Raw genomic sequence first — 23,084 nt, forward strand, 5'->3', positions numbered from 1 at the left:
AGAAGTAATCCATGAACAATATATTCGTATATATCGAGAACGAGGGCGGCAAGGTCGCCGACGTGTGTCTCGAACTGCTGACCAAAGGCCGCGAACTGGCCACGACGCTGGGTGTGAAGCTCGAAGCCGTAGTGCTGGGCGAGCATCTTGCAGGTATCGAGACCGAACTGGCCAAATACGGCGCCGACACCGTCTGGGTCGCCGACGACAAGATCTTCGCACCTTTCCGCACGCTGCCCCATACGGCCGTCATGTGCGGCCTGATCGAACAGGAGAAACCCCAGATCGCGCTGTTCGGCGCGACCTGCAACGGCCGCGACTTCGCCCCGCGCGTATCGTCGGCCCTCTACAGCGGTCTTACGGCCGACTGCACGCAGCTGGTGATCGGCGACCACAAGGACGCCAAGACCGGCAAGGAGTATAAGGACCTGCTTTACCAGATCCGTCCCGCTTTCGGCGGCAACATCATCGCCACGATCGTCAATCCCGACAACCGTCCCCAGATGGCTACCGTCCGCGAAGGCGTCATGCGCCGCGAGTACGCCGCCGTGCCGGGCGCCGGCGAGGTGAAGAAGATCGACTGGCAGAAGTTCGTGAAGGACACCGATCTGGCAGTGCGGATCCTCGACCGCGAGATTTCGGAGAGCAAGATCGACATCAAGGGCGCGAGCGTCATCGTCGCCGGCGGTTACGGCATGGGTTCGAAGGAGAACTTCGATCTGGTGTTCGAGCTTGCCGACGTGCTGGGCGCCGAGGTGGGCGCCAGCCGCGCCGCCGTGGACGCCGGCTTTGCCGACCATGCCCGTCAGGTGGGCCAGACCGGCGTTACGGTCCGTCCCAAACTCTACATCGCCTGCGGTATTTCGGGTCAGATCCAGCATACGGCGGGTATGGACGGTTCGGCCATGATCATCTCGATCAACACCGATCCCGAAGCCCCGATCAACAAGATCGCCGACTACGCCATCACGGGCGACGTCAATGAGATAATCCCCAAGATGATTAAGTACTACAAACAAAATTCGAAGTAATGGCAAATTTCTTTTCAGATAACAAAGATTTGCAGTTCCACCTTGGGCATCCGATGATGCGCAAGATCGTGGAGCTGAAAGAGCGCGGTTTCGCCGAAAAGGACCTCTACGATTTCGCGCCGCAGGATTTCGAAGACGCTATGGACTCCTACCGCCGCGTGCTGGAGATCGCGGGCGAGGTCTGCGGCGAGGTCATTGCTCCGAATGCCGAGGGCGTGGACCACGAAGGCCCCCGCGTGGTGAACGACCATGTGGAGTACGCTTCGGGTACGGTCCGGAACATGAAGGCGATCGTCGATGCGGGCCTGAGCGGCATGACGCTTCCGCGCAAGTACGACGGTCTTAACTTCCCGCTGGTCTGCTTCGTGATGGCCAACGAAATGGTGTCGCGCGCCGACGCCGGCTTCGAGAACATCTGGGGCCTTCAGGACTGCGCCGAGACGCTCAACGAGTTCGCTTCGGAGGAGATCAAGGCCAAATTCCTGCCGTGGGTTTCCGCGGGCGCTACCTGCGCCATGGACCTCACCGAGCCGGACGCCGGATCGGATCTGGGCGCTGTGATGCTCAAGGCCACGTGGTCCGAGGAGAAGCAGACGTGGCTGCTCAACGGCGTGAAGCGTTTCATCACCAACGGCGACGGCGACGTTTCGCTGGTGCTGGCCCGCACCGAAGAGGGCACGACCGACGCCCGCGGTCTGTCGATGCTGGTCTACGACAAGCGCGACGGCGGCGTCAAGGTGCGCCGTATCGAGAACAAGATGGGTATCAAGGGATCGCCGACGTGCGAGCTGGTCTTCACCAATGCTCCGGCGCAACTGGTCGGCGACCGCAAGATGGGCCTTATCAAATACGTGATGTCGCTGATGAACGCCGCCCGTCTGGGCATCGGCGCCCAGTCGGTGGGTCTCTGCGAGGCCGCCTACCGCGAAGCCCTCAAATACGCCCACGAGCGCGAGCAGTTCGGCAAGCCGATCATCCGCTTCGCCGCTGTTTCGGAGATGCTCTCCAACATGAAAGCCAAATTGCAGGGCGTCCGCGCGCTGTTGTACGAAACCACGCGCTTCGTCGAGGTTTACAAGCAGTACGGCCATATCGCGCACGAACGTTCGCTCGAAGGCGAGGAGCGTCAGGAGATGAAGTTCTACAACCGCCTTGCCGACGGCTTCACGCCGCTTGTCAAGCTCTTCTCGTCGGAGTACGCCAATCAGCAGGCCTACGACGCTATCCAGATCCACGGCGGTTCGGGCTTCATGAAGGATTACCCCTGCGAGCGTCTCTACCGCGACGCGCGCATCATGAATATCTATGAAGGCACTTCGCAGCTGCAGGTCGTCGCGGCTATCAACTCCGTGACCAAAGGCACCTTCATGGAGCAGATCGAGCGTTACGCCGCCGCCGAATACAGCCAGCCCATGCAGCCCGTCGTTGCGAAGCTGAAGGAGCTGACCGCGAAATTCGCGGAGATGATCGCCCGCGTCGAAGCGGGGGACAAGGAGCTTTGCGGCTTCAAGGATTTCCACGCCCGTCGTCTGGTCGAGACCGCCGGACATATCATCATCACCTACCTGCTGGCGCGTCAGGCCGGCGAGTCGGAGGAGTATGTCAATTCGGCGAAGGTCTTCTGCAAGCTGGCCGAAGGCAAGATTTCGGAGGCATACACCTACGTCATGAACTCCACCTTGGAGGACGTCGAGCTGTTCAAGGCCGTTATCGAAGAGACGAAGTAGTCTGTCCTATACGCATTGTAAAAAAGGTTCCGCCTTATTGGCGGAACCCTTTTTTATTTGTGGTATTCTGTTATTCGATCGGATAAGATGATCTTGCAGTCGGAAAGCAAGACCTATTTTGAAAGGTTATTCCCACGGATTTGCGGTCAGTTTGATTCCCCGGAAAAATTCTTCCATTGAAACGCCGTAATAGCTGCATAAAATGGCTACTGAGTAGACCGACAGCATTCGTTTGCCCGATTCCACCCGGCCTATATTGATTCCGGTATCCATCGTAACACGCATTTGAGATAATTTTCTCTTCTTGCGTAATGCTTTCAATCGCTCGGCAAGGTCGTTTAAGAACTGATTATCTTTTCTCGGCAAACTCATTTCATACAAAAAAATTGCTTTTCTCGAAAAATATCGACTACCGATCGGTATTTATTGGGGAATTGTTTATATATTTGTATCGGTAAACAGAAACTCCGAATACAGAAATTATGCTAACTTTGCGAAACGATACGGCACCGCCGTAACGACATATTATAAGGTTAAGACAACCTTTACGCCGTTGACGAACTTCCGACTGTTTATATAACAGGTTTATGCATGGTGTAAACATTGTCTGAAACCCTTGTCATGTCCCGGCCTTGCGCCGGGACGGGCTTGGGCGTAAGGACAACTGCCATGCAAGGCTCGGAAGGCCGGTCAACGGGAGTTGCACCTGCGCCCTTGCTTTTTTTTGCGCAGGCCGATATTACCGGGTACGGTTCGGGCAAAGAATTCTTCTAGTCTGTGAAATGCGTCACTTGTCAGCCCTGCCGTACCCGTTTTGCGCTTTTGGGGAATCCGGTAGCCGCCGCATTGCCGGACGGATGATGCGCCGAAGGCGGCTTGGGCGTTTCAGGTTCGTTTGTCGCCGGGGTGCGTTATCAATTCTGACGGACGGCGTATTCCCGTCCGATAGAAAAGGGGCTGCACTTCGGAGTGCAGCCCCTTTCGCCGTACATTACCGCTCGGCCTATGCCTTTGCGGGTTCCTTTTCGGCCATCACGCAGCGCGTCGTGCCGAAGATATTGAGGTTGAGGTGCCCGGCGACATAGGCCAGCGCCTTCTGCGCCTTGACCGAGTTGCCGGCTTCGTCCAGCGGGGGAGCGAACGCCGCAACGCCCATCACGCCCGGAACTACGCCCATGATGCCGCCGCCGACGCCCGTCTTGGCCGGCAGGCCCGTCGTGAAGAGCCAGTCGCCCGTGTGCTCGTAGAAGCCTACCGTCGCCATCAGCGATGCGATCTTCGGCGCCAGTTCCGGTTTGAATACCGGCTGCTTGGTCACGGGATTCACGCCGCCGTTGGCGATCGTCGCGGCCATCGTTGCGAGCTGCTTGGCCGTCACGCCGATCGAACACTGGCGCGTGTAGATGTCCAGCGACATGTCGGGATCGTCGTAAATCCGGTTGTAATTCTTCAGCAGCCATGCGATCGACTTGTTGTTGAAGTTGGTCGCCGTCTCCGATTTGTACAACTCGTCGATCACTTCGACCTGCGATCCGGCCAGCCCTTCGATAAAACCGACGATCGACTTCCATTTGCCGTCGCTGTCGCCGACGGGTTTCACCATCGAGCAGGCGCTGATCGCACCGGCGTTCACCAGCGGCGTCGAGGGGTGGTCGTTCTCCAGCAGGATCGCCATGATCGAGTTGAAAGGCAGTCCCGTCGCGTCGGCGCCGATCTTGTCGAGCATCTCCTGCGCGCTGTACTGGTTCATGGCGAGTATCGCCGTCGGCACCTTCGATACCGACTCGATGCCGAATTTGTAATCGGTGTCTCCCACGGCGATCACTTCGCCGTCGGGCAGGCAGGCCGCGATGCCGAAGAGGTTCGACGGCACGTTGGCCAGATAGGGGATATAGTCGGCGTTCTTGCCGCCCGTTTCGTTCTTGCAGCGCTCGTATGCCTGCTGTACGGCCTCGCGGACCGTAGCGTTGTCTATTTTTTGAATCATTGTCCGATCTGTTTATCGATTTATTTGTTGTGAAGTTCCGTCTCCGAAGGTTTCGCCGTCGGTTCGGGAGTGTTCGTATGCACCGGAGCCGCTGCGACGGGCTGCGTTTCCCAATGGAACGGCGCGAACTCTGCAGCAGCCTGCGGGTCCTTCCACGAGGGTTTGCGCAGTGCATAGATGACGAACGGCGCGCCTACGACCACCACGCAGCCGATAATCAGCACCGAGAACCATACGGTATTGCTTCCGGTCGAGATCTGGCTGGGTGGCACGAAGCTCAGCACGAACGCCAGCAGGGCGCCGCAGAAACCCATACAGCCGAGGAACCACATCAGCCCGTTGCCCTTGCCCAGACGGAACGGACGGTCGGTGTTCTTCATCTTGTATCGCAGGACGATGGCGGCCGAGAACATGAGCATGTACATGATCAGGTACAGCAGCACGGTGAGCTGCGACAGAATCTGGTAGAACGACTGCACCGAAGGCATCACCACGAACAGCAGCGCCAGCAGCGTCACGACGCATCCCTGAATCAGCAGGATGTTTTTCTGCACGCCGTTTTTGTTGGTCTTCTGGAAGAACGGAGGCAGATAGCCCGCCTTGCCCACGGCGAAAATACCCTTCGAAGGACCTGCGACCCATGTCAGCACGCCCGCCAGCACGCCGAACATCAGGGCGATGGCGATAATCGGGCCTGCCCACGACATATGCAGGTAGTGGAAGTAGTTGTCGAAGCCCACCAGCAGCGACTGCGTCAGGCTGATGTCCTTTGCGGGAATGATGAAGCCCAGCGAGAAGGTGCCCAGCACGAAGATGCAGACCGTGACCAGCGAACCGATGATGATTGCCTTGGGGTAGTTCTTCGACGGGTTCTTTACGTCCATGACGTGTATGCCCATCATCTCCATACCCGCATAGAAGAGGAAGATGCTGCTTGCCAGCACGAGGTTGTCGAATTTCGAGAGGTCGGGGAAGAATCCCTGCGACATGTCCATGTGGTTGTGGCCGCCGGTCGAAATGTAGATGATGCCCAGCAGGATCAGCAGACCCGCGGGAATGATCGTGCCGATCATGCCGCCCCATTTGCTGATTTTACCTACCCATCCGAGTCCCTTGAGCGCGATGAACGTGGCGATCCAGTAGATTGCCAGCACCATGCAGAGCGTGAAGACCTTGTTCGAGGCCAGCGCCGCGTCGTGCACGTCGTTCATGCCGATAAAGGCGATCGACACGGCGCCGAACGTCAGTACGGTGGGGTACCAGATGGTCGATTCGATCCATTGCAGCCAGATGGCAAGGAATCCGGTGCGTGCGCCGTAAGCTTCGCCGACCCAACGGAAAACGCCGCCCTGTTTTGTCGAGAACATCGCGGCCAGCTCCGCGGCGACCATGGCCGTGGGGATGAGGAACACGATGGCGGCAAACAGATAGTAGAATGCCGACGAAAGTCCGTAGACGGCCTCTGCGGGCAGGCCGCGCAGACTCACTACGGCAGTCACGTTCATAATTGCGAGTGTCATGACACTCAGTTTGAACCCGGTACTTGTGGTAGTTTTCTTTACATCCATAATTCAATGAAATTGAGAATTGATTTTAACGGATGAAAACGTTGCAACTACCGTGCAAATCCGCCGGATGAACCTCTTTCGCCGGGAGGATGGTAGGATTGTAGCCGAAAAAAAACTATATTTGCACATAAAACACTCCTTTTATGTACCGTATTGTTGTTATTTTGCTTGCGGCCCTCTGCGCCGTTTCGTGCGGTCGCCGTTCGTCGCGGCAGCAGACCTCCGCCGCTCCCCAGATGCGGGTTTTCCTTCCGGCCATCGCGCCTTCGAGTCTCTCCGACGACGCGAAGCGCGACTACCTGCGCTGGCATTACTGGGACCGTTTCGACTTCGCCGACACCCTTTTTATTCGCGAGGTTGATACGGTACAGATGGTCGAGGCCTATGTCCGCTGGATCGCGCTTATCTCCGACCGTCCGACCGACGGCGTGCCGATGGATTCGCTCATGCGCCGCGCTTCGGCTTCGCGTCCCATGCTCGACTACTTCACGATGCTGGCCGAGCTGGTTATCCACGACCCCAATTCGCCGCTGCGCAACGACGAATTCTATATTCCCGTTCTTCGGGCCGTGCTGGCGAGTCCCTATTACGACGAGTACGAGCGTATCGGCCCCTCCTACGATCTCAATATGGCGATGCAGAACCGCATCGGCGAGCGCGCCAACGATTTCCGCTATACGCTCGCTTCGGGCGCCACCGGAACGCTCTACGGCGTGAAGGCCGAGTACGTCTTGCTGTTCATCAATAACCCCGGCTGCCCGATGTGCAAACAGCTGCGCGAGCAGATCGGCGGTTCGCCGATGCTCTCCGTGATGATCAAGCGGGGCCGGCTGAAGGTCGTCGCGCTTTATCCCGACGAGGACCTCGCCGAGTGGCGCGAATACCGCGGCCATATTCCGCCGAGCTGGATCAACGGCTACGATGCGGGCTGCGTCGTGCGCGAGAAGAGTCTCTACGACCTCCATGCGATTCCGACGCTCTACCTGCTCGACCGCGACAAGCGCGTGCTGGTGAAGGATTCCACCGACGTGCCTTATATCGAGGAGGTTATCGACCGCCGGGGCTGACTATAAGCAGGGCTTATCGTTCTATAAAAAAAGACAATCGTTTTTATATGCGAATTTCGCCCCTAATCGTTACCTTTGCACCACACAAACAGAATATAAACAATAAACATTACTGCGATTATGGCAAAGAAATGGCGTTGTACCGTATGCGGTTACATCCACGAAGGTCCTGAGGCACCTGAGCAGTGCCCGATGTGTAAGGTAGGCAAAGAGAAATTCGTCGAAGTCGTCGAAAAGGAGGGTGACCTCGAATTCGTGACCGAGCACGTTATCGGCGACGGCAAGGGCGCCAGCAAGGAACTCTGGGAGGGCTTGCAGAACCACTTCATGGGCGAATGCACCGAGGTGGGCATGTATCTGGCCATGAGCCGTCAGGCCGACCGCGAGGGTTATCCCGAAATCGCCGAGGCTTACAAGCGTTACGCATGGGAAGAGGCCGAGCACGCTTCGAAGTTCGCCGAGCTGATCGGCGAAGTGGTATGGGACACCAAGACTAACCTCGAAAAGCGCATGAACGCCGAGTGCGGCGCGTGCGAAGACAAGATGCGTCTGGCCCGCATGGCCAAGGAGCAGAACCTCGACGCCGTACACGATACCGTGCACGAAATGGCCAAGGACGAAGCGCGCCACGGCAAGGGCTTCGAAGGTCTCTACAAGCGTTACTTCGGTAAATAACGGCTGATTCAATCGGAGTTTCCACATATTTGCGAGGGTGAACGGTTTGCGTCTGAAACGCCGTTCACCCTTTTTTCATCTCCCTGCCGTGCGGTTTGCCGGGGTCCTCTTTTTCTTTGTTTTTCTGTTTCTCAGTTTCCCGGTGTCCTTTTTCGAATTTTACCTGCGTGTCTGAGGTAGCTGTACGAAAGTATATGTCCACGCGGACTTGCATCTGTAACGTTGTCGTCCTGTCACAAAAAAACGCCGGTGCAAGGAATTGCACCGGCGTTTTTTCCTACCTTATCTGGATCTTCTGAGGAACGAAAGGAACGAAAACTTGTCGGATAACCAGTCATACCCATCCTTGATCCGGGAAGCGACCTCGTAGACCGTTTCGATCCGGTCCCGGATGTAGTTCAGGGCTGAACGCACGGCCAGCAGATAGACCACGGCTGCGATTACGGCGAAGAACCCTCCGGTAATGAGTGCTGCGACTGCGACGGACCCGGTCAGCGACGCGAGCCACATGACGAATGCATCGATGAAGAGGATGATCGCAATGGCAGCCGTCACACCGAAAAAGATCAGCGATGTGACGATGTTTCCGGTTGGCGACGGGCTATCTTTCATGGGGCGGTCCCGTTTATTCGTCCTTGTCGCAATCGCAGTCAAGACCGTTGCAGTCGCAATGAATTTTGTCAATTTCATTTTTCAGCTTGCGGGTGCCTTTTTTAGCCATATCGCGGATGTCCTCACGGAATTCGGGTCCCGATTTGGGGGTTACGAGCATGGCGACGACGGCTCCTACCAGAGCGCCGCCCAAAAAGGAAGCGAGACAATTTGCAGAATGTTTCATATTCGTATAAAGTTTTAAATTCAGCAGGAAATCTTGCAAAGTCCGGGCCAAAACGCTACCTTTGGATGTATGACCGAAGACCGCCTTACCACCGTCGCTTTTACCGGCCACCGCACTTACGGGGGCCAAGCCGCTGCGGCTCTGCGCGCGACGGTGGGGGAGTTGTACGCCCGCGGCTTCCGGACCTTCCTCTGCGGCATGGCCATGGGCTTCGACCTCGCTGCCGCTGAAGCGGTCCTCGCGTGCCGCGATTCCCAAACCGCATCGGTCTTTTCTCCTGCCGCGGCTTCCGCTGCCGCCTTTCCCTCCGTTGCGGCTTCTGCTGCTGTCCCTCCCGCATCGGCCTTTTCTCCTGCTGTGGATTCCGTTTCGGCCTTTTTTCCGGAACCGCACTCTCTGCACATGCCGATGCCCGGTCTGCGGCTGGTCGCCGTAATTCCTTTCCGGGGACAGGAGAGCCGCTTCCCGGCTGCCGACCGCGAACGCTTCCGGCGTGTGCTGGCTGCCGCCGATCATAGCGTGACGCTCTCCCCGTCCTATCATGCAGGGTGTTATGCCGTGCGTAACAACTACCTTGTAGAGCACGCCGCACTGCTGGTCGCGTGGTACGACGGTTCCCCCGGCGGCACACACTACACCGTTCGCCGCGCTTTGGGCCGGGGTCTCGAATTCATCAATCTCCATCCGCATCCCGCCGCACTCCGGCAGGCCGAACCTACGCTGTTCTGATACTCTCCCGACCCGCGGAGGAAACGCACTGTACGGCGGCGGTGTTCCGGCCTGTACTTTCTGCTGTCACCGTTCGACTTTTCTGCCCTCGCTGTCCGGCCTTTTGCCGTTGCCTTCTTCCTTTATGCTGCCTAGCCCTCCCCGGCCTTTTCTTTCAGCGCCGCTCAGCCTTCCCGCAGTTGCTGCCCGTACTCTCGCCGTCGGCATACGCTTTCCCGATGGTCTTGCCCGCATTGCCTTCCGCTTCCTTTAATAAAAAAGGACGGCACTTTCGGTGCCGTCCTTATCCGTTTTCGCAGTATCCGCGCAGTTATTCCAACTCGATGCCTTTCAGCAGGCTTTCGATCCGCAGGCGGGTTTCCCGCTTGCCGTAATCCTTTTTCTCGTACCTGAATGTCGCCGTAACGAGCGATCCTTCGTAAAGCATGTCGTAAACGGCATAAACCAACTCCGGATTCTCCGTTATGTATCCTTCGCTGCACAACATTTCGCGGCCGCCGATCTCGGTGCGCTGCGTCGGCGCGATGAATCCGCCCGTGTAGAAAGCCGAATCGCGTTGCGCGCAGTGGTCCGAAATCTCATCGACGGACGTGATCTCTTCCGGAATCATATCCACGACCTTGCCCAGACTGTAACCTATCCGGTCGTTGTAGGTGTCGAAACCGTAGTAGGCGTAGGTTTCGTCCGTTTCGGGCTGCACGGTTTCTTCGAGCAGGGTGTATCCGGCGGGAATCTTCGCCTTGATTCCCTGCGCACCCGTGTAGATTTGTTCGGTATCCACCACCTGCATCTCTTCGCCGCCGGCCAGCCGCACCGACAACTGTCCCAGATAGAGCAGTGCCGCGAGCGAACATGCCGCCAGCGCCGCCGTGCGCCAGAATGCCGTGAAACGTCCCTCCTGATGCTGGATTTTCAGGATGACAACGAGACCTTTGATCGCCTGAATCGCGCCCCAGATAATGGCGCCCGTTGCGACTACGTACCGGCCCCCGGCTGTCGCGAAATAGTAGGATAAGAAACTGAAAGCCAGTCCGCCGACGCACCAAAGCGCTCCTGCAAGCAGGTTCTTCTTTGCTTCGGCCATCTTCTGCGACCGGTTGCCGTCCGCAGAGTTTTCCGCCGTAACCTGTGCGGCAGCCTCTTCCGGCATCGGTTCGAACACATCGTTTTTGTTTTCCGGTGTCTCCATGGATAAAGGTATTTTTAAGGGTTAGGGATCTAATGCGGCAAAGATACGGGTATTTTTCCTTTTCCGTCTGAAAAACGTTGGAAAATCACCGCCCTCAACCGTCCCGGCCCTTCTGCCGTCTCCGCTCGGTTTTCCTGCGATCACCGTCCGTTCTTTTGTCGTTGCCGTCTTCCTCCATTCCTCCTTCTTTGACTTCTCTGCCGTCGCCGGCGGGTCTTGCTGTCATCGCCGTCCGTCCTTTTGTCGTTGCCGTCTTCCTCCATTTCTCCCTCCTCGGCCTTTCTGTCATCATCGCCGGGCTTTCTTCCGTCGCCGCTCCGGTCCTTCCGCCGCTGTCCCGGTACTTCTGCCCTCAACCGTCCGGCCTTTCCGTCCTTGCCGCCAGCTCTCTTTCCCGGCCTGCATGAAAAATCCCCGGAAGCCGCGCTTCCGGGGATTTGCTGAAATCCTGTTTCGGAAAGGATTATTTCCAGTTGAGGATCTTGTGGAAATCGTACTCCTCCGGATTGGGGACATACTGCTTGGCAGCCTCGTAATCCGCGGGCGTGATGGCGTTGAGGATGGTCTCCACCACCGACGAGAACTTGTCCGACTTGATGTCCACCAGACGGGGCGGAATCTTGCCCGTCGTGGGATCCTGCAGGTCCTTGAGGTAGAGCGGACTTACGTTGCCTTCCGAATCCACGTAAACCATGCAGCCGGTCTTGCCTTCGGCGAAGAGCTTGTGCACGCCGATACCCAGCTCCGAGCAGTACGTCAGGTCGTATGCGATCGGGGTCTGGCAGCGGATCTCGTAACCCAGCTCCACGGGGCGGCTCTTGACCTTGATGCCCAGCTCCTTCACCTTCTTCTCGATCATCTCGTTGAAGATGTGCGCCTTCGATACCTTGCCCAGTTCGGGGTGTCCGTGCTCGTCATAGGTGAAGTGGATGCCGCTCTTGCGGATCTCCTCGTCGCTCAGCGCGTGGAATACGCCTTCCGAGATAACGGCAGCTCCGTAGTCCATGCCCATGATCTTGCGTTTGATGATCGACGAAATCACGAGGTTCACGATCTTCTCGACGGTGATTTCCGTCTTGTCGAACATTTCGGGAATGACGATCATCGGGTAGTGGCAAGCCTCGCCGATGCCGAATGCCAAGTGGCCGGCGCTGCGGCCCATGGCAGCCAGTACGAACCAGTTGCCGCTCGTGCGGGCGTCTACATAGACGGCGCGGGCGATGACGGCGCCCTTGTCCTTGGCCGACTCGTAACCGAACGTCGGCGTGCCTTTCGGCAGGGGCAGGTCGTTGTCGATGGTCTTCGGGACGTGGATGTTGGCGATGGGGTATTTCTTGGCCTCCAAGAACTTGGCGATGCGGTTCGCGGTCGAAGCCGTGTCGTCGCCGCCGACCGTCACGAGCAGTTTGATGTTGTTGTCGGTGAAGAACTTGAGGTTGAAGTTGTTTTCGAAATCCGAATCCTTGGGTTTGAAACGGCTCATCTGCAGGAACGAACCTCCCTGATTGAAGATACCGTCGGCCATGGGATAGTCGATGTCCACGGTTCGGGGCGAGGGGTTGAACAGTCCCGTGTAGCCTTCGTGCAGGCCGATTACGCGGTAACCTTTGCGGAGGAAGGTCTTTGCGACGCTGCCCACGACGGTATTCATACCGGGTGCGGGTCCGCCGCCAGTCAGAATTGCGATTGCTTCTTTCATGGTTGTGTTTGGGTTTTTATGTTTGAACCTGAATTAACCTAAAATTGACGCCCAAAAGTACGATTATTTTTTCAAACGGGCAAAAAAATGGACCTTCTGTTGTGTACTGTAATTTTATTTAGTATATTGTTTGATAATTGAAGCATATGCTTTGATAATACTTAATTTACTTTAAAAAAAAATGTTGTTATGGGAGAACTTTCATTATTCCGAAAAGGTTTGTTTGTAGCTCTTGTAGTTGTTGGCGGAGGATTGTTTGTGAGTAGTTGTAATAAGGAGGAGCTGATTTCTGACCGAACAGATCAAAATGAAACACTTGAAACTAGATCATCTTCGGAGTATCATTGGCGGTGTTCAAATCCGACATGTGGCATGCTGAATTCATCATGGCAAACCAAATGTATTTCCTGTAATCATGACTACAGTGAAACTCATGGTATTTTGATATCTGACTTTATTAAAGTTGCTAAATCATATATAAAAATTGGGTCGTATGGAGGAGGAACACTTCCGGAAAAAAAGATTGAGCTGCCGGACGGATCGTTCCTTTTGTCTGAACCTGAAAAGTGGTATGAGACTTCCTGTGCTTTGAAGTACTATAATAACCTTAAAAACTCATCGACTTACAGATTGACTCCGGGCTATGCCGAGGGAGTTGATTTCGCGTGGTTTCGTACGACGCATGTTCTTTTTCCGAAATACCATGATAAAAACAAAGTAGAACAATTGTATGACAGATTCATTTTAAGTGAAGGACGAAATCTGACAGGGTTCAAAGGTCAAGGCATAAAGGATGGAAGCAAGGCCGCAGTAGAAGCCTTCGTGACTTGTCGATAATGCTTTTTCGTTTAAATAGTTCAAAAATATCGAGTTGTATTTTAACAAACTAATCTTAACGTTATGAAGACTATACTGAGAATCCTGCCTGTACTTCTGCTGATTGCCGGTTTGTCGGGCTGTTCGGCGCAAAAGCCGGCGGTCGGTACGGGCCATAGGGGCGCCGGTCCGGACGCGCTGTCCGGGGGCGGGCCGGAAGCCTTGTACGGGCAGGCGCTGAAGGCGTTGGACGAGCGTCGGTTCGTGATCGAGGCCGCTGAGTTTTATTTGCCGAAAGGCGGGTCACCGGTTAAATCGCCTTCGGGCAGTTATATTTCCATGCAGGGAAATAAGGGCATTATCTGTTTTTCCCGGAATGTTTTCCCCTGCGAAACGTGGAAACGGCTGAATATAGAGGACGATACCGCCGAAATAACGGAAATGGAGCCTAAGAAAAACGGGGACCGGCAGTTTTTCATTAAGATCGTAGGTCCTCAGAAAGGTGAGGAGCGGGAGATAATTCTGACGTTGTACAGGAATACGAACAAATGCTTTGCGCGGGTTAATTATTATCGGAGCAGCCACCTCTTCGATTTTATCGGCTATGTCTATCCCGCCGGAGAGTGACGTGTGCTTTCTGGGCGGCGACTGCGGGTTATGCCCGCAGAGGAGAGGGCGGCAGCGGGGCGTGTCCGCAGACCGTTGTCGGTTTCGGCGGTGTTTCTCCCCGACGACTCCGCCGCATGAAAAAACGGTGTTCGGACACGATCCGAACACCGTTGAATACATAAAATTCAGTACTGATGAATATGCTGAGTTTCTGTTGCTCTTATTCCCTGAATTTAGAGAACGCCGTGGGGCTTACTCAATTACCGTAACGTTCACAGCCTGATCGCCTTTGGCGCCGCTGCCGACTTCGAATTCGACTGCCTGACCTTCGTTGAGCGACTTGAATCCGTCCGTTACGATACCGGAGAAGTGAACGAAAATCTCTTTGCCGTTCTCTCCCGTAATGAATCCGTAGCCTTTTTTGCTATCGAACCATTTTACCTTACCTGTCATAAAAATTGAAAATTAAATAGTTTGTACAGGGCAAAGTAAAGTAAAAATCACTGGCTTTCAAAACTTTTTGGCATGTTTTTTTCAGGTTCGGTCGAAATTTTTTTATCTTTGCTCTGTAACAATGACCTTAATGACGATGCGATATGAATAAAAAACTGAAACTCGCTCTGGCTGCGCTGCTTGGCTTTTCGACTGCCTGCTCGACGGTCAAAAACGCTCCGGCGAAGGGTGCAGAGGAACAGAAGCAGGAGACCGGATCGCAGGAGATTCAGGACTCGGTGAAGGTGCCGCCCCGCATTGTCGTCATGTACGGCGTGCGTCCTCCGGGACAGGCCGGACCTGCTACGGGCGTGCATATTCCCGATGCGAAGGTGCAGTCCGCCGAACCGGAGGAGCTGGATCCCGTTGCGGAGAAACCGACCGAGGATACGCCCGTCATGGACACGAAGAAGGGCGCCAAGGCTCCTGAGAAATAATCCATGGCGCGCCGCCGTCCGGGCCTGCGCAAACGGCTGGCCCTCAATATCTTTTCCGATCTCTACGCTTCGACGGTCGCCGAGCACCGGCTCACGACGCTCTTCTGGGAGTGTACGCTGCGCTGCAACCTTTCGTGCCGTCACTGCGGCAGCGACTGCCGCGTGGACCCCGGTGTGCCCGACATGCCGCTCGAAGACTTCCTGAAGGTGCTCGACGAGGAGATCACGCCCCATGTCGATCCCTCCGAGGTGCTGATTATCTTTTCGGGCGGCGAGGTGCTGGTGCGCGACGATCTGGAGCGTGCCGGAGCCGAAGTCACCCGCCGCGGCTATGCGTGGGGCATGGTCACCAACGGCATGGCCCTGACCGAAGCGCGCTTGCGAAGCCTGCTCGACGCCGGACTGCGCAGCGTTTCGGTCAGTCTCGACGGCTTCGAACGCGAACACAACCATATCCGCGGCAATTCCCGCAGTTACGACCGCGCGCTGGCGGCCCTGCGCATGATCGTCCGCGAACCCTCGCTGACCTACGACATGGTGACCTGCGTCACGGGCGCCATGGTGCCGCAGCTCGAAGCGTTCCGCGACATGCTGATTGCCGAGGGCGTTGCACATTGGCGGCTCTTTTCGATTTTCCCCATGGGCCGGGCCAAGAACGATCCGTCGCTGCGCATGACCGACGCGCAGTTCCGCGAAATGCTGGAATTTATCCGCCGCACCCGCAAGGAGGGCAGGATCGGGACCAGCTATGCCTGCGAAGGCTTCCTTGGGGACTACGAGACCGAAGTCCGCGATTACTTCTACCAATGCGCCGCCGGAGTCTCGGTGGCTTCGATCCGTGTCGACGGCGCCATTTCGGGCTGCACGTCGATCCGTGCCAACTTCCATCAGGGCAACATCTACCGGGATAAATTCTGGGACGTGTGGCAAAACCGCTTCGAACCCTTCCGCAACCGCGATTGGGCGCGGCGCGGCGCATGCGCCGACTGCAAGATGTTCCGCTACTGTCTGGGCGGCGGCATGCACCTCCACGGCGACGACGGCGAACTGCTGTACTGCCACTACCACCGACTGTAGATACACCGTATCGGAATTATCATCCTGATATGCTGCTGCGAATCGTTACACGCTCTTTGCCCCACATCTGTCGTGAAAGGCGCTCAAAGCCTGCTTTGGGTTCCGGTTTTTGCCGACTAACTGCACTGCGGCAACACTTCCGGCGGCGGATAGCCGCTTATTGTCTTCGCGTGAATCTGAAATTAAGCCGTTCGGGGCGATGATTTCACGAACCGCCTGCAAGACCGATTTTGGGACAAAAGTTTGCCGGAAAGAAAAAAGCCGCTATCTTTGCATCCCGGAATCGTGACGGTTCCCCCGGCCGGAAGAGTCCGGGATTGACACGAAAAGCCCTGCGGGGCCGATGTAAGGCCAATCACGGGTTGCAGGGCCGGGAACGACGGGGTGTAGCGCAGTCCGGTTAGCGCACCTGCTTTGGGAGCAGGGGGTCGTGGGTTCGAATCCCGCCACCCCGACATGAAGAAAGTTGCTGTGAATTAATATTTGCAGTGACTTTTTTTTTGTTTGGGTATAGTACTGAAACAACGCCGTTTTCAGGCAAATTTCACACAAAAACGGCAATCGGACACCAAGCGCGGTCTGGGGCCGGAAGTTACAGTCTGTCGGAAGTCGTGCGAGGAAACGGGAAGCAGGTACGATCGGATCGGAAAGGGCCTAAGCAGGGCGGAAGATAAAAGAAGCGCATAATTTTGCGGAAATAATTTTGTCTTTTCAGATTTTCGACTTATCTTTGTGCGCTCTTAAAATGATAAGGGTCCCAAATGTTCGGGGTGTAGCGCAGTCCGGTTAGCGCGCCAGCTTCGGGAGTTGGAGGTCGCTGGTTCGAATCCAGTCTCCCCGACAAATTGTAAAAGGTTTAGAATGAGGAATCTCATTTTAAACCTTTTCTGCATATATCCCGCTCTTTATCGGCCGGGGGCCCGTTTTCGCTCTCTATTCGGCCGGAATATACGCATCGGCTCCGGCCACAGGCGGAGTTGCTTCGCCTGTCGAACCGGCTGCTTCCGCAGCTTTTTCCGAAGACTCCGTCCCGTGCGACCGCAATGGGATTTGTGTCCGTCGCCGTATCCGTTGCCTTGCCGGTTCCCGCCGCTTCTCTGCCGGGGCGGATGCGGCCATGTGTCGAATCCGCCTGAACATTCCCGGCGATATCCTGCATCCGTCACGGCATCCGATTCCGTATTCAGTTCTGTATCCGCCCCGGCATCCTACTCTGTATCTGTTCCTGCATGCGTTCCTGCATTCGTCTCGGTATCCGATTCCGTATTTGTCCTTGCATCTGTCTCGGCCTCCGTCCCCGCATCTGTACCAGCCCCTGCGTCAGTTCCTGCTCCCGCGTTGCCGTCGTCCGCTTCGACCTCCACGGTCTCGCCGTCCACTTCGAGGGCGATCGTGTAACGGTCGCGGCCCGCGTAATTCGGCAACGCCAGCGAATCCATCGTCTGCACCCGGAACGCCGGAGCCGTCGCGCCGTGCGTGGACTGCATGTAGTCGGTCAGCGCCTTGTTGCGTGCGGCCATCATGCGGGCCAACTGTCCGGCGGCTTTTTCGCGGTAGAGCGCCAGCGCCTTGTCGTCGGCCGAAAGTCCCTGCGGCGAAATTCCCCGCTGGGCGAGCAGCGAATCGGCAAAGGCCATGATCGCCGGAGTGCGGATGTCGGTCTGCTGGATCTTTTCGTATTCGAGCATCGACATCGGCTGGCGGCCGGTCGTGTCGGCGCTCTTCAGATGCTCGGCATAGGCCATCCGGAGCGCGCCGGCCGCCTGCCGGGGCAGGGCGCGGCGCATGTTGACGCGCTGCGTCAGGACGATGTGCATTTCGGGCTTGTCCTGCAACGCCTGCGCGATCTTGTCCAGCGAAGCGTACTGCTCCGACGTGAAGACGTATTGCAGCGGGTCGATATTGATGTATTCGAGGTTCTCCTTGTTGCCCGACAGGAACGAGAAGGGCGCCGTCACGACTTTCAGCAGTACGTTGCCGATCGCCTTCAGCACGATCTTGCGGTAGGAGAACTCCGGCGAATCGAGACTCCCCTTGACCGGAAGGTCCATCTTCACATGGCCTTTCTTGTCTTTCAGGACGTATAGCCCCTGTTTGAGCGGAATATTCATCTCGGCCTTGATCTCCCTGCGTTTTTTGTCCACCTTCGGTTCGAACATGTCGAGGTGGTTGGTGCCGTCGAGGTAGCGGTTGCGGATTACGTTCTGGCTGCGGAACGTGAGGTTGCCCTTGGTCAGCGGATAGGCCGTGTAATGTTCGCAGTAGGGACCGAAGTCGCGCAGGTCGAGGTTGGTGAGCCAAAGCGTGATGTTCTGGTTGTCCATGTCGTCGAGCGTCCCTTCCCAGCGCAGCTTCGCCGAGCCGGTCTTCTGCATCCGCGCATCGACGGTCATGCTGTTGCGCTTCGATGGGGCGAAATCGCGGCTGCGCATGCGGATTTCCGAGACGGTATATTCGAACGGGCGGTGCATCGTCAGGTCGCGCACCGTGACGCGGCCGTTCGTGATTTCGAGGTCGGCGATCCGGAGCGTCGGACTCGGCGTCGCGCTTCCCGCAGTGTCGGACGTCGTGATTTCAGCCGCCGGGGCGGGATTCGCAGCAGTCGGGGCAGGCACGGCAGACGTCGTGATTTCAGCTGCCGGAGCGGGGGCTGCTTCCGGAGCGGGATTCGTTGCCGCAGAGGCGGAAACGGTGGTCGGCGAAGCGGTTTCTGCCGCCGGGGATTTCATCAGAGCGGCGAGATTATTACCTTCGGGCGTCATTTCGAACAGCGCCGAGAGTCCCGAAACGTAGATGCGGTCGAAGACGAAGCGCATTTTGCCCAGATCGCCCTCGGCGAGTTTTACGCCCAGCGTATCGACGCCCGCCACGGGCCGCTGCTGCCGGTCGCGCAGGGCGAAGCCCGCCAGCGAAGCCGTACCCTCGGTCGTGAGCGAAAGCAGATGTTGCGTATTGCCGCGCAGGCGGCTGTCGGCCGACAGGCGGCCGTCCACGGCCGTGACGTCGAGCGACTGCCGGAAATAGGGCAGCGTGCCCGCCAACGCGAAGTCCTGCAGGCGTATCCCGATGTCGAATTCCGAGCTTTCGATGTTGTAGCCCACGTCGGTCGAGAGCGAACCGCCCTCGGCGAAGTTGAGCACGGCCCCGACGTCGGTTTTCTCGCCGGAGAAATAGACGCCCGGAATGTGCAGGTTTATGTCGTTCATGCCCCACTCGGCATCGAGCGCGAGGTCCTTGTAAAAGACCCTGCCGTTGCGGATCGAGATGTCGTAAATCCCGATTTCCCACGGTTTCGACGGCTTTTCGGGCGTTGCGGCGACGGCTGTCGTGTCGCCCGCGAAGCGGGCTGTGATGTCATCGAAACTGAAGGCGTTGCCCCGCTGGTAGATCTTCACGTCGGGACCTGCGAACGAGATTTTTTTCACGAGCACACGGTTTCCCAGCAGCGGCCATAGCCGCATGCGCATCTCGAAGCTGTCCAGTCGGAAAAACGTCGTCGAATCTTCGCTTCCGCCGATGCGGAGTCCTTCGATGCGCAGGCGTCCGGTGAAAATGTTCATCCGCAGCCGCTCCATGCGGATCGAGCGGCCGATCAGTTCGCGGTCGTGTTTCTCGATGTAGTTCTTGGCTACGGGCGAAACGGCGATCGCAGCTATGACGATCAGCACGGCCAAGACGGCCGCGGCGATCAGCGTAATTTTAATCCATTTCTTCAGGGTTCGTTCTGTTTGTGGTCAGTGCGGCATCCGGGAAATCCTCCGCAGCCGCCTTGTGTCGTATCGTTTTTTTCCGGTCTGCGGTTTATTCCCGCTATTCCGGGTTCCGCGGATCTTCCGCGAAGCCTTTCATCTTACGTCCGGGCGTTCGGAAGCCGACCCGAACGCTGTCGGAGAGCTGTTAGCATGTTGTCGGACCGCTGTCAGACCGTTGTCGGAATGCCGCCCGAATACTGTCTGAACGCTGTCAGAATGTTGCCGGCCCCCTGTCGTATGCTTCCGGGCGGCTTCGGAACCTCCGCCTGAATCCGGCCGTGGGTTTTGCGATCGCGTTCGGGAATTCGCGTCGGAACTCCGGTTGTGGGTTTTGCGGTCCGCATTCCGGAATTTGCAATAGAAATTCCGGCCGTGCGGTTTCTGTCAACGGTTATTGCCGCGTGCGGTTTCGGCCCTGCGGTTCGGCTCCGCGGCCCCTCCCTGCGATCCCTCAGCGCGTTATCTCCTCGAACAGATGCCCGAAATCCTCTCCCGGCGCGGGCATGTAGACGGCGAAGCCCAGCGCCTGCGCGGCGTCAACGTTCTTCCGGCCGTCGTCGATGAAGAGCGTTTCGGAGGGGATCACGCCGCTGTCGGCGATCACCTTGCGGAAAATCGCCTCCGAAGGCTTCAGCTCGTGCAGTTCGTACGAAAGGTATATCTTGTCGAAATAGTCGTCCATCGTATGCCCGTCGGCCTTAAACGCACCGCGGATGGCGACCATCGCCGCCGGGTTGTTGTTCGAAAGCACATAGGTGCGGACGCCCGCCTCGCGCAGACGCATGATCTGCCGCAGTTTGGCGACCGGAATCCCCACCAGAAATGCGCTGTACGCCGCCGCGATTTCGGAATCGGTCACTTCGGGCCGCCTGTCCAGCCGGCGCATCTCGTCGCAGGCTTCGCGGAACGAAATGTCGCCCCGCTCCAGCCGGCCGATCATCTCGGCGGGATAGTAGGGATTGATAAGGTCGGCGACACGGGGCATGCCCAGTGCGCGGAACGCGGCGGTGCAGCGCTCGATGTCGAGGTCCACGAGGACGCCGCCGAGGTCGAATATTACGTTTTTGATCTCATTCATAAGCTGTTGTGATTTTTGTTCTTGCACGGCCTGCCGTTACGGCCGCCGTTTTGCCGGCCGTTGCATCTGCTATTCCGCCAGCCGCTCGGCTGCCGATCGTGGCAGACTGCGGGCCGTGTTATTTCTGGAATCGCATCGTGAACCTGCGGATCGGCCGCAGCACCCACATCGGCAACGCTTTGCAAAGGGGAATCCACGCCCGGTTCCACCAGTCGGGCACAATGCAGCGGCGGCCCCGCCACAAAGCCAGCAATCCCCGCCGCGCGCAGTTGTCGGGCGTGATAAGCACGCCGAGCCGTTTGCCGATGCGCTGCCAGCGGGGCGTCAGCCCGTAGAGGTCGGTCGCCACGCCTGCCGGACAGACCGCCGTGACGCGGATGCCGCGGTCGCGCACCTCCTTGGCGAAAGCCACCGAGAACGACCGCATGTAAGCCTTCGACGCGCTGTACAGCGCCAGTCCCGGAAACGGCATCCACAACGAGTAGGAGGACATGTTGAGAATGTGCCCCCGCACCCCGCGGCGAACCATGTCGGCGGCGTAGAGACGGCATAGCTGCGAGACGGTCAGGTCGTGCAGCAGGATGATGCGTTCGATACGCTCGGCGGGCGTCGTCAGGATGTCGCAGAACGAGAAGATGCCCGCGTTGTTTATCACCACGTCGATTTCGATCCCTTCGGCCGCTGTCCGGTCGTGCAACTCCTGTGCTGCCCCGACCCGCGCGAGGTCCATCGGCATGACCCGGACTTCGGGAAAGGATGCGGAAGCGTTCGCCCCCGCCGCACGGCGTATCTCTCCGGCCACGGCTTCGAGCGGCGCGGCGTTGTTGCCGACGATCACCAGCCGGTAGCCCAGCGCCGCCAGCCGCAGGGCGTAACAGCGTCCGATGCCCGATCCGGCTCCCGTCACCAGCGCCCATGCGCTTCCCGGCCGGACTTCGCCGCGCTTCATCCGCCGGGAATGCCGTGCCGTCTCCTGCCCGGTGCGGATGCCCGGTGCCGTTCCCGTCGTCTCTTGCACGGTGCCGGTGTCCGGCGCGCCTTCGCCGGGCGTATGTCCCGATTGCTTGTCCATCGGGTTTGTGTCGTTCTTATGTTCCATGTTTACGGCAGTTTTGCCAGCTCTTCGCGGATTTTGCGCGGCAGGTCGCCGCAGTGCTTGCAGCACTTCATGTCCACCGAGTACATGCGCGCGATGCAGTAGTTGCGGTGGTCGCACTCGCTGCGGGTCGCGGCGTCGCCCTCCCGAAGCTTGTTGACGAACGCAGGGTCGTTGACCAGCGCCCGCGCCATCTGCACCAGTTCGAATCCCGCGTCCAGCGCTCTGTCAATGCCTTCGCGGCTCACCAGCCCGCCCACATAGACCAGCGGGCACTTCAGCTCGGCGCGGAACTTCTTGGCGTCCTCCAGAAAATAGCACTCCTCGAACGGGAACTGCCGGATCATCCACGGCCCGCACCAGCGGATGAAGTAACGCAGCCACAGCGGCGAGTAGTAGCTCATCGTGTAGATCGGAATCAGCCCCCGCATCACGGCCATCGGGGCCTTCGACACGAATCCGCCCGACAGCACGATGCCGTCCACACCGAAACGCTCGATCTCGCGGGCGATTTCGAGACTTTCGGGGATTTCGATGCCGCCCTTGAATCCGTCGTACATGTTATGCTTCACCAGCACGGCCGTCCCGGTCTGCGCCGCGGCCTCCATGACCTCCTCCAGACACATCCGCATGAAACGCATGCGGTTTTCGAGCGATCCGCCGTACTCGTCGCGGCGGCGGTTGGTGTAGGGCGAAAGGAACTGCGAAATCAGGTAGCCGTGCCCGGCGTGTACCTCCACCGAGTCGAATCCCGCGTCGTGGGCCGTATGGACGGCCCGCCCGAAGTCGCGGGCCACCTGCTCGATCTCGCCGGCCCGCATACCCCGGACCGGCGTGTAGGCGTAGAGGTTGAAGCCCGTGGACGCGCCGATCGGAATCTGCCCCGCCGTGGTCAGGTGGGTCATGTTGCCGCAGTGGCCGATCTGAATTCCCGCCGCCGCGCCTTCGCGGTGCACGGCGTCGGTGATGTCGCGCAACCCCGGCACGATTTCGGGCCGCAGCCACAGCTGCTTGTCGAACGAAAGCCCGCTGCGGCAGACCGCCGCATAGGCCAGCGTGGTCATGCCCACGCCGCCGCGGGCCACCGATACGTGGTACTCCTTCAACTGCTGCGTCGGGCCGAAATGGCGGCCCATCGACTCGAACGCCGCCGAGCGTATCGTGCGGTTGCGCAGCGTTACGGGGCCTAACTTATAGGGGGTGAAAAGCGATGACAT

General features: G+C 57.9%; 21 protein-coding genes and 2 tRNA genes. 11 read left to right on the top strand and 12 right to left on the bottom strand.

What is annotated here, in order from left to right; genetic code table 11:
- Window positions 1-11 precede the first annotated feature (11 nt).
- On the top strand, window positions 12-1,031 hold the full coding sequence (locus ACESTR_RS05935; protein ID WP_009596603.1) for an electron transfer flavoprotein subunit alpha/FixB family protein: 1,020 nt from the start codon (window positions 12-14) through the stop codon (window positions 1,029-1,031).
- Window positions 1,031-2,758, top strand: a complete 1,728-nt coding sequence (locus ACESTR_RS05940; RefSeq protein ID WP_237958612.1) for an acyl-CoA dehydrogenase family protein — start codon at window positions 1,031-1,033, stop codon at window positions 2,756-2,758. Before ACESTR_RS05935 ends, ACESTR_RS05940 begins: the two co-directional genes overlap by 1 nt.
- A gap of 126 nt (window positions 2,759-2,884) precedes the next feature.
- Here ACESTR_RS05940 and ACESTR_RS05945 read toward each other — a convergent pair whose 3' ends face one another.
- The 3 genes from ACESTR_RS05945 to gadC all read right to left on the bottom strand — a co-directional run bounded on the left by ACESTR_RS05945 (window position 2,885) and on the right by gadC (window position 6,313).
- Window positions 2,885-3,139, bottom strand: coding sequence for a helix-turn-helix domain-containing protein (locus tag ACESTR_RS05945; protein ID WP_370867707.1), 255 nt, complete (start codon window positions 3,137-3,139; stop codon window positions 2,885-2,887).
- Window positions 3,140-3,761: 622 nt separating this feature from the next.
- Complete coding sequence (glsA, locus tag ACESTR_RS05950) at window positions 3,762-4,745, bottom strand: glutaminase A (protein ID WP_014776313.1); 984 nt, start codon at window positions 4,743-4,745, stop codon at window positions 3,762-3,764.
- 20 nt (window positions 4,746-4,765) lie between these two features.
- Complete coding sequence (gene gadC, locus ACESTR_RS05955; RefSeq protein WP_014776314.1) at window positions 4,766-6,313, bottom strand: putative glutamine/gamma-aminobutyrate antiporter GadC; 1,548 nt, start codon at window positions 6,311-6,313, stop codon at window positions 4,766-4,768.
- 143 nt (window positions 6,314-6,456) lie between these two features.
- On the opposite strand from gadC, the gene ACESTR_RS05960 reads away from it, so the two are divergent.
- Together ACESTR_RS05960 and ACESTR_RS05965 are read left to right on the top strand one after the other, a co-directional pair.
- Window positions 6,457-7,380 carry a DUF5106 domain-containing protein gene (locus tag ACESTR_RS05960; RefSeq protein WP_009596533.1) on the top strand — a complete coding sequence of 308 codons (924 nt, stop codon included), beginning with the start codon at window positions 6,457-6,459 and terminating at the stop codon, window positions 7,378-7,380.
- A gap of 120 nt (window positions 7,381-7,500) precedes the next feature.
- Complete coding sequence (locus ACESTR_RS05965) at window positions 7,501-8,055, top strand: NADH peroxidase (RefSeq protein ID WP_009596576.1); 555 nt, start codon at window positions 7,501-7,503, stop codon at window positions 8,053-8,055.
- A 282-nt stretch (window positions 8,056-8,337) separates the two neighbouring features.
- Here ACESTR_RS05965 and ACESTR_RS05970 read toward each other — a convergent pair whose 3' ends face one another.
- The gene (locus ACESTR_RS05970; protein WP_195559256.1) at window positions 8,338-8,667 is read right to left on the bottom strand and encodes a hypothetical protein; all 330 of its coding nucleotides are present in this window, start codon (window positions 8,665-8,667) and stop codon (window positions 8,338-8,340) included.
- Window positions 8,668-8,680: 13 nt separating this feature from the next.
- The gene (locus tag ACESTR_RS05975; RefSeq protein ID WP_014776316.1) at window positions 8,681-8,893 is read right to left on the bottom strand and encodes a YtxH domain-containing protein; all 213 of its coding nucleotides are present in this window, start codon (window positions 8,891-8,893) and stop codon (window positions 8,681-8,683) included.
- A 69-nt stretch (window positions 8,894-8,962) separates the two neighbouring features.
- On the opposite strand from ACESTR_RS05975, the gene ACESTR_RS05980 reads away from it, so the two are divergent.
- On the top strand, window positions 8,963-9,622 hold the full coding sequence (locus ACESTR_RS05980; RefSeq protein WP_373178991.1) for an SLOG family protein: 660 nt from the start codon (window positions 8,963-8,965) through the stop codon (window positions 9,620-9,622).
- Window positions 9,623-9,932: 310 nt separating this feature from the next.
- Here ACESTR_RS05980 and ACESTR_RS05985 read toward each other — a convergent pair whose 3' ends face one another.
- Together ACESTR_RS05985 and ACESTR_RS05990 are read right to left on the bottom strand one after the other, a co-directional pair.
- On the bottom strand, window positions 9,933-10,811 hold the full coding sequence (locus tag ACESTR_RS05985) for a hypothetical protein (RefSeq protein WP_227042367.1): 879 nt from the start codon (window positions 10,809-10,811) through the stop codon (window positions 9,933-9,935).
- A gap of 463 nt (window positions 10,812-11,274) precedes the next feature.
- Entirely contained in the window at window positions 11,275-12,510 is a 1,236-nt protein-coding gene (locus ACESTR_RS05990; protein WP_009598504.1) for a 6-phosphofructokinase, read from the bottom strand.
- Between the two features lie 189 nt (window positions 12,511-12,699).
- Between ACESTR_RS05990 and ACESTR_RS05995 the strand changes: the two genes are divergently transcribed.
- Together ACESTR_RS05995 and ACESTR_RS06000 are read left to right on the top strand one after the other, a co-directional pair.
- Entirely contained in the window at window positions 12,700-13,347 is a 648-nt protein-coding gene (locus ACESTR_RS05995) for a hypothetical protein (protein WP_279064162.1), read from the top strand.
- A 63-nt stretch (window positions 13,348-13,410) separates the two neighbouring features.
- Window positions 13,411-13,953: a DUF4251 domain-containing protein gene (locus tag ACESTR_RS06000; protein WP_279064164.1), complete on the top strand. Its 543-nt coding sequence runs from the start codon at window positions 13,411-13,413 to the stop codon at window positions 13,951-13,953.
- Window positions 13,954-14,187: 234 nt separating this feature from the next.
- Here ACESTR_RS06000 and ACESTR_RS06005 read toward each other — a convergent pair whose 3' ends face one another.
- Complete coding sequence (locus ACESTR_RS06005; RefSeq protein WP_009598476.1) at window positions 14,188-14,388, bottom strand: cold-shock protein; 201 nt, start codon at window positions 14,386-14,388, stop codon at window positions 14,188-14,190.
- A gap of 143 nt (window positions 14,389-14,531) precedes the next feature.
- Between ACESTR_RS06005 and ACESTR_RS06010 the strand changes: the two genes are divergently transcribed.
- The 4 genes from ACESTR_RS06010 (at window position 14,532) to ACESTR_RS06025 (ending at window position 16,782) form a co-directional block, all read left to right on the top strand.
- The gene (locus ACESTR_RS06010) at window positions 14,532-14,864 is read left to right on the top strand and encodes a hypothetical protein (protein WP_014776322.1); all 333 of its coding nucleotides are present in this window, start codon (window positions 14,532-14,534) and stop codon (window positions 14,862-14,864) included.
- Window positions 14,865-14,867: 3 nt separating this feature from the next.
- Window positions 14,868-15,941 (top strand): TIGR04133 family radical SAM/SPASM protein, encoded by a 1,074-nt coding sequence (locus ACESTR_RS06015; protein WP_373178994.1) that lies wholly within the window; start codon window positions 14,868-14,870, stop codon window positions 15,939-15,941.
- 380 nt (window positions 15,942-16,321) lie between these two features.
- A tRNA-Pro gene (locus ACESTR_RS06020) sits at window positions 16,322-16,396 on the top strand.
- Window positions 16,397-16,707: 311 nt separating this feature from the next.
- Window positions 16,708-16,782: transfer RNA gene (locus ACESTR_RS06025), tRNA-Pro, on the top strand.
- 367 nt (window positions 16,783-17,149) lie between these two features.
- Here ACESTR_RS06025 and ACESTR_RS06030 read toward each other — a convergent pair.
- The 4 genes from ACESTR_RS06030 to ACESTR_RS06045 form a co-directional block, all read right to left on the bottom strand.
- Window positions 17,150-19,657, bottom strand: a complete 2,508-nt coding sequence (locus ACESTR_RS06030) for a DUF748 domain-containing protein (protein ID WP_373179025.1) — start codon at window positions 19,655-19,657, stop codon at window positions 17,150-17,152.
- A gap of 487 nt (window positions 19,658-20,144) precedes the next feature.
- Entirely contained in the window at window positions 20,145-20,771 is a 627-nt protein-coding gene (locus tag ACESTR_RS06035; protein WP_373178996.1) for an HAD family hydrolase, read from the bottom strand.
- Window positions 20,772-20,889: 118 nt separating this feature from the next.
- The gene (locus tag ACESTR_RS06040; protein ID WP_302297452.1) at window positions 20,890-21,870 is read right to left on the bottom strand and encodes an SDR family NAD(P)-dependent oxidoreductase; all 981 of its coding nucleotides are present in this window, start codon (window positions 21,868-21,870) and stop codon (window positions 20,890-20,892) included.
- A 2-nt stretch (window positions 21,871-21,872) separates the two neighbouring features.
- Window positions 21,873-23,084: an NADH:flavin oxidoreductase gene (locus ACESTR_RS06045; protein WP_009598505.1), complete on the bottom strand. Its 1,212-nt coding sequence runs from the start codon at window positions 23,082-23,084 to the stop codon at window positions 21,873-21,875.

Origin of the sequence: Alistipes sp. DJF_B185, assembly GCF_964250025.1 — a bacterium.
Lineage (GTDB): Bacteria > Bacteroidota > Bacteroidia > Bacteroidales > Rikenellaceae > Alistipes > Alistipes finegoldii.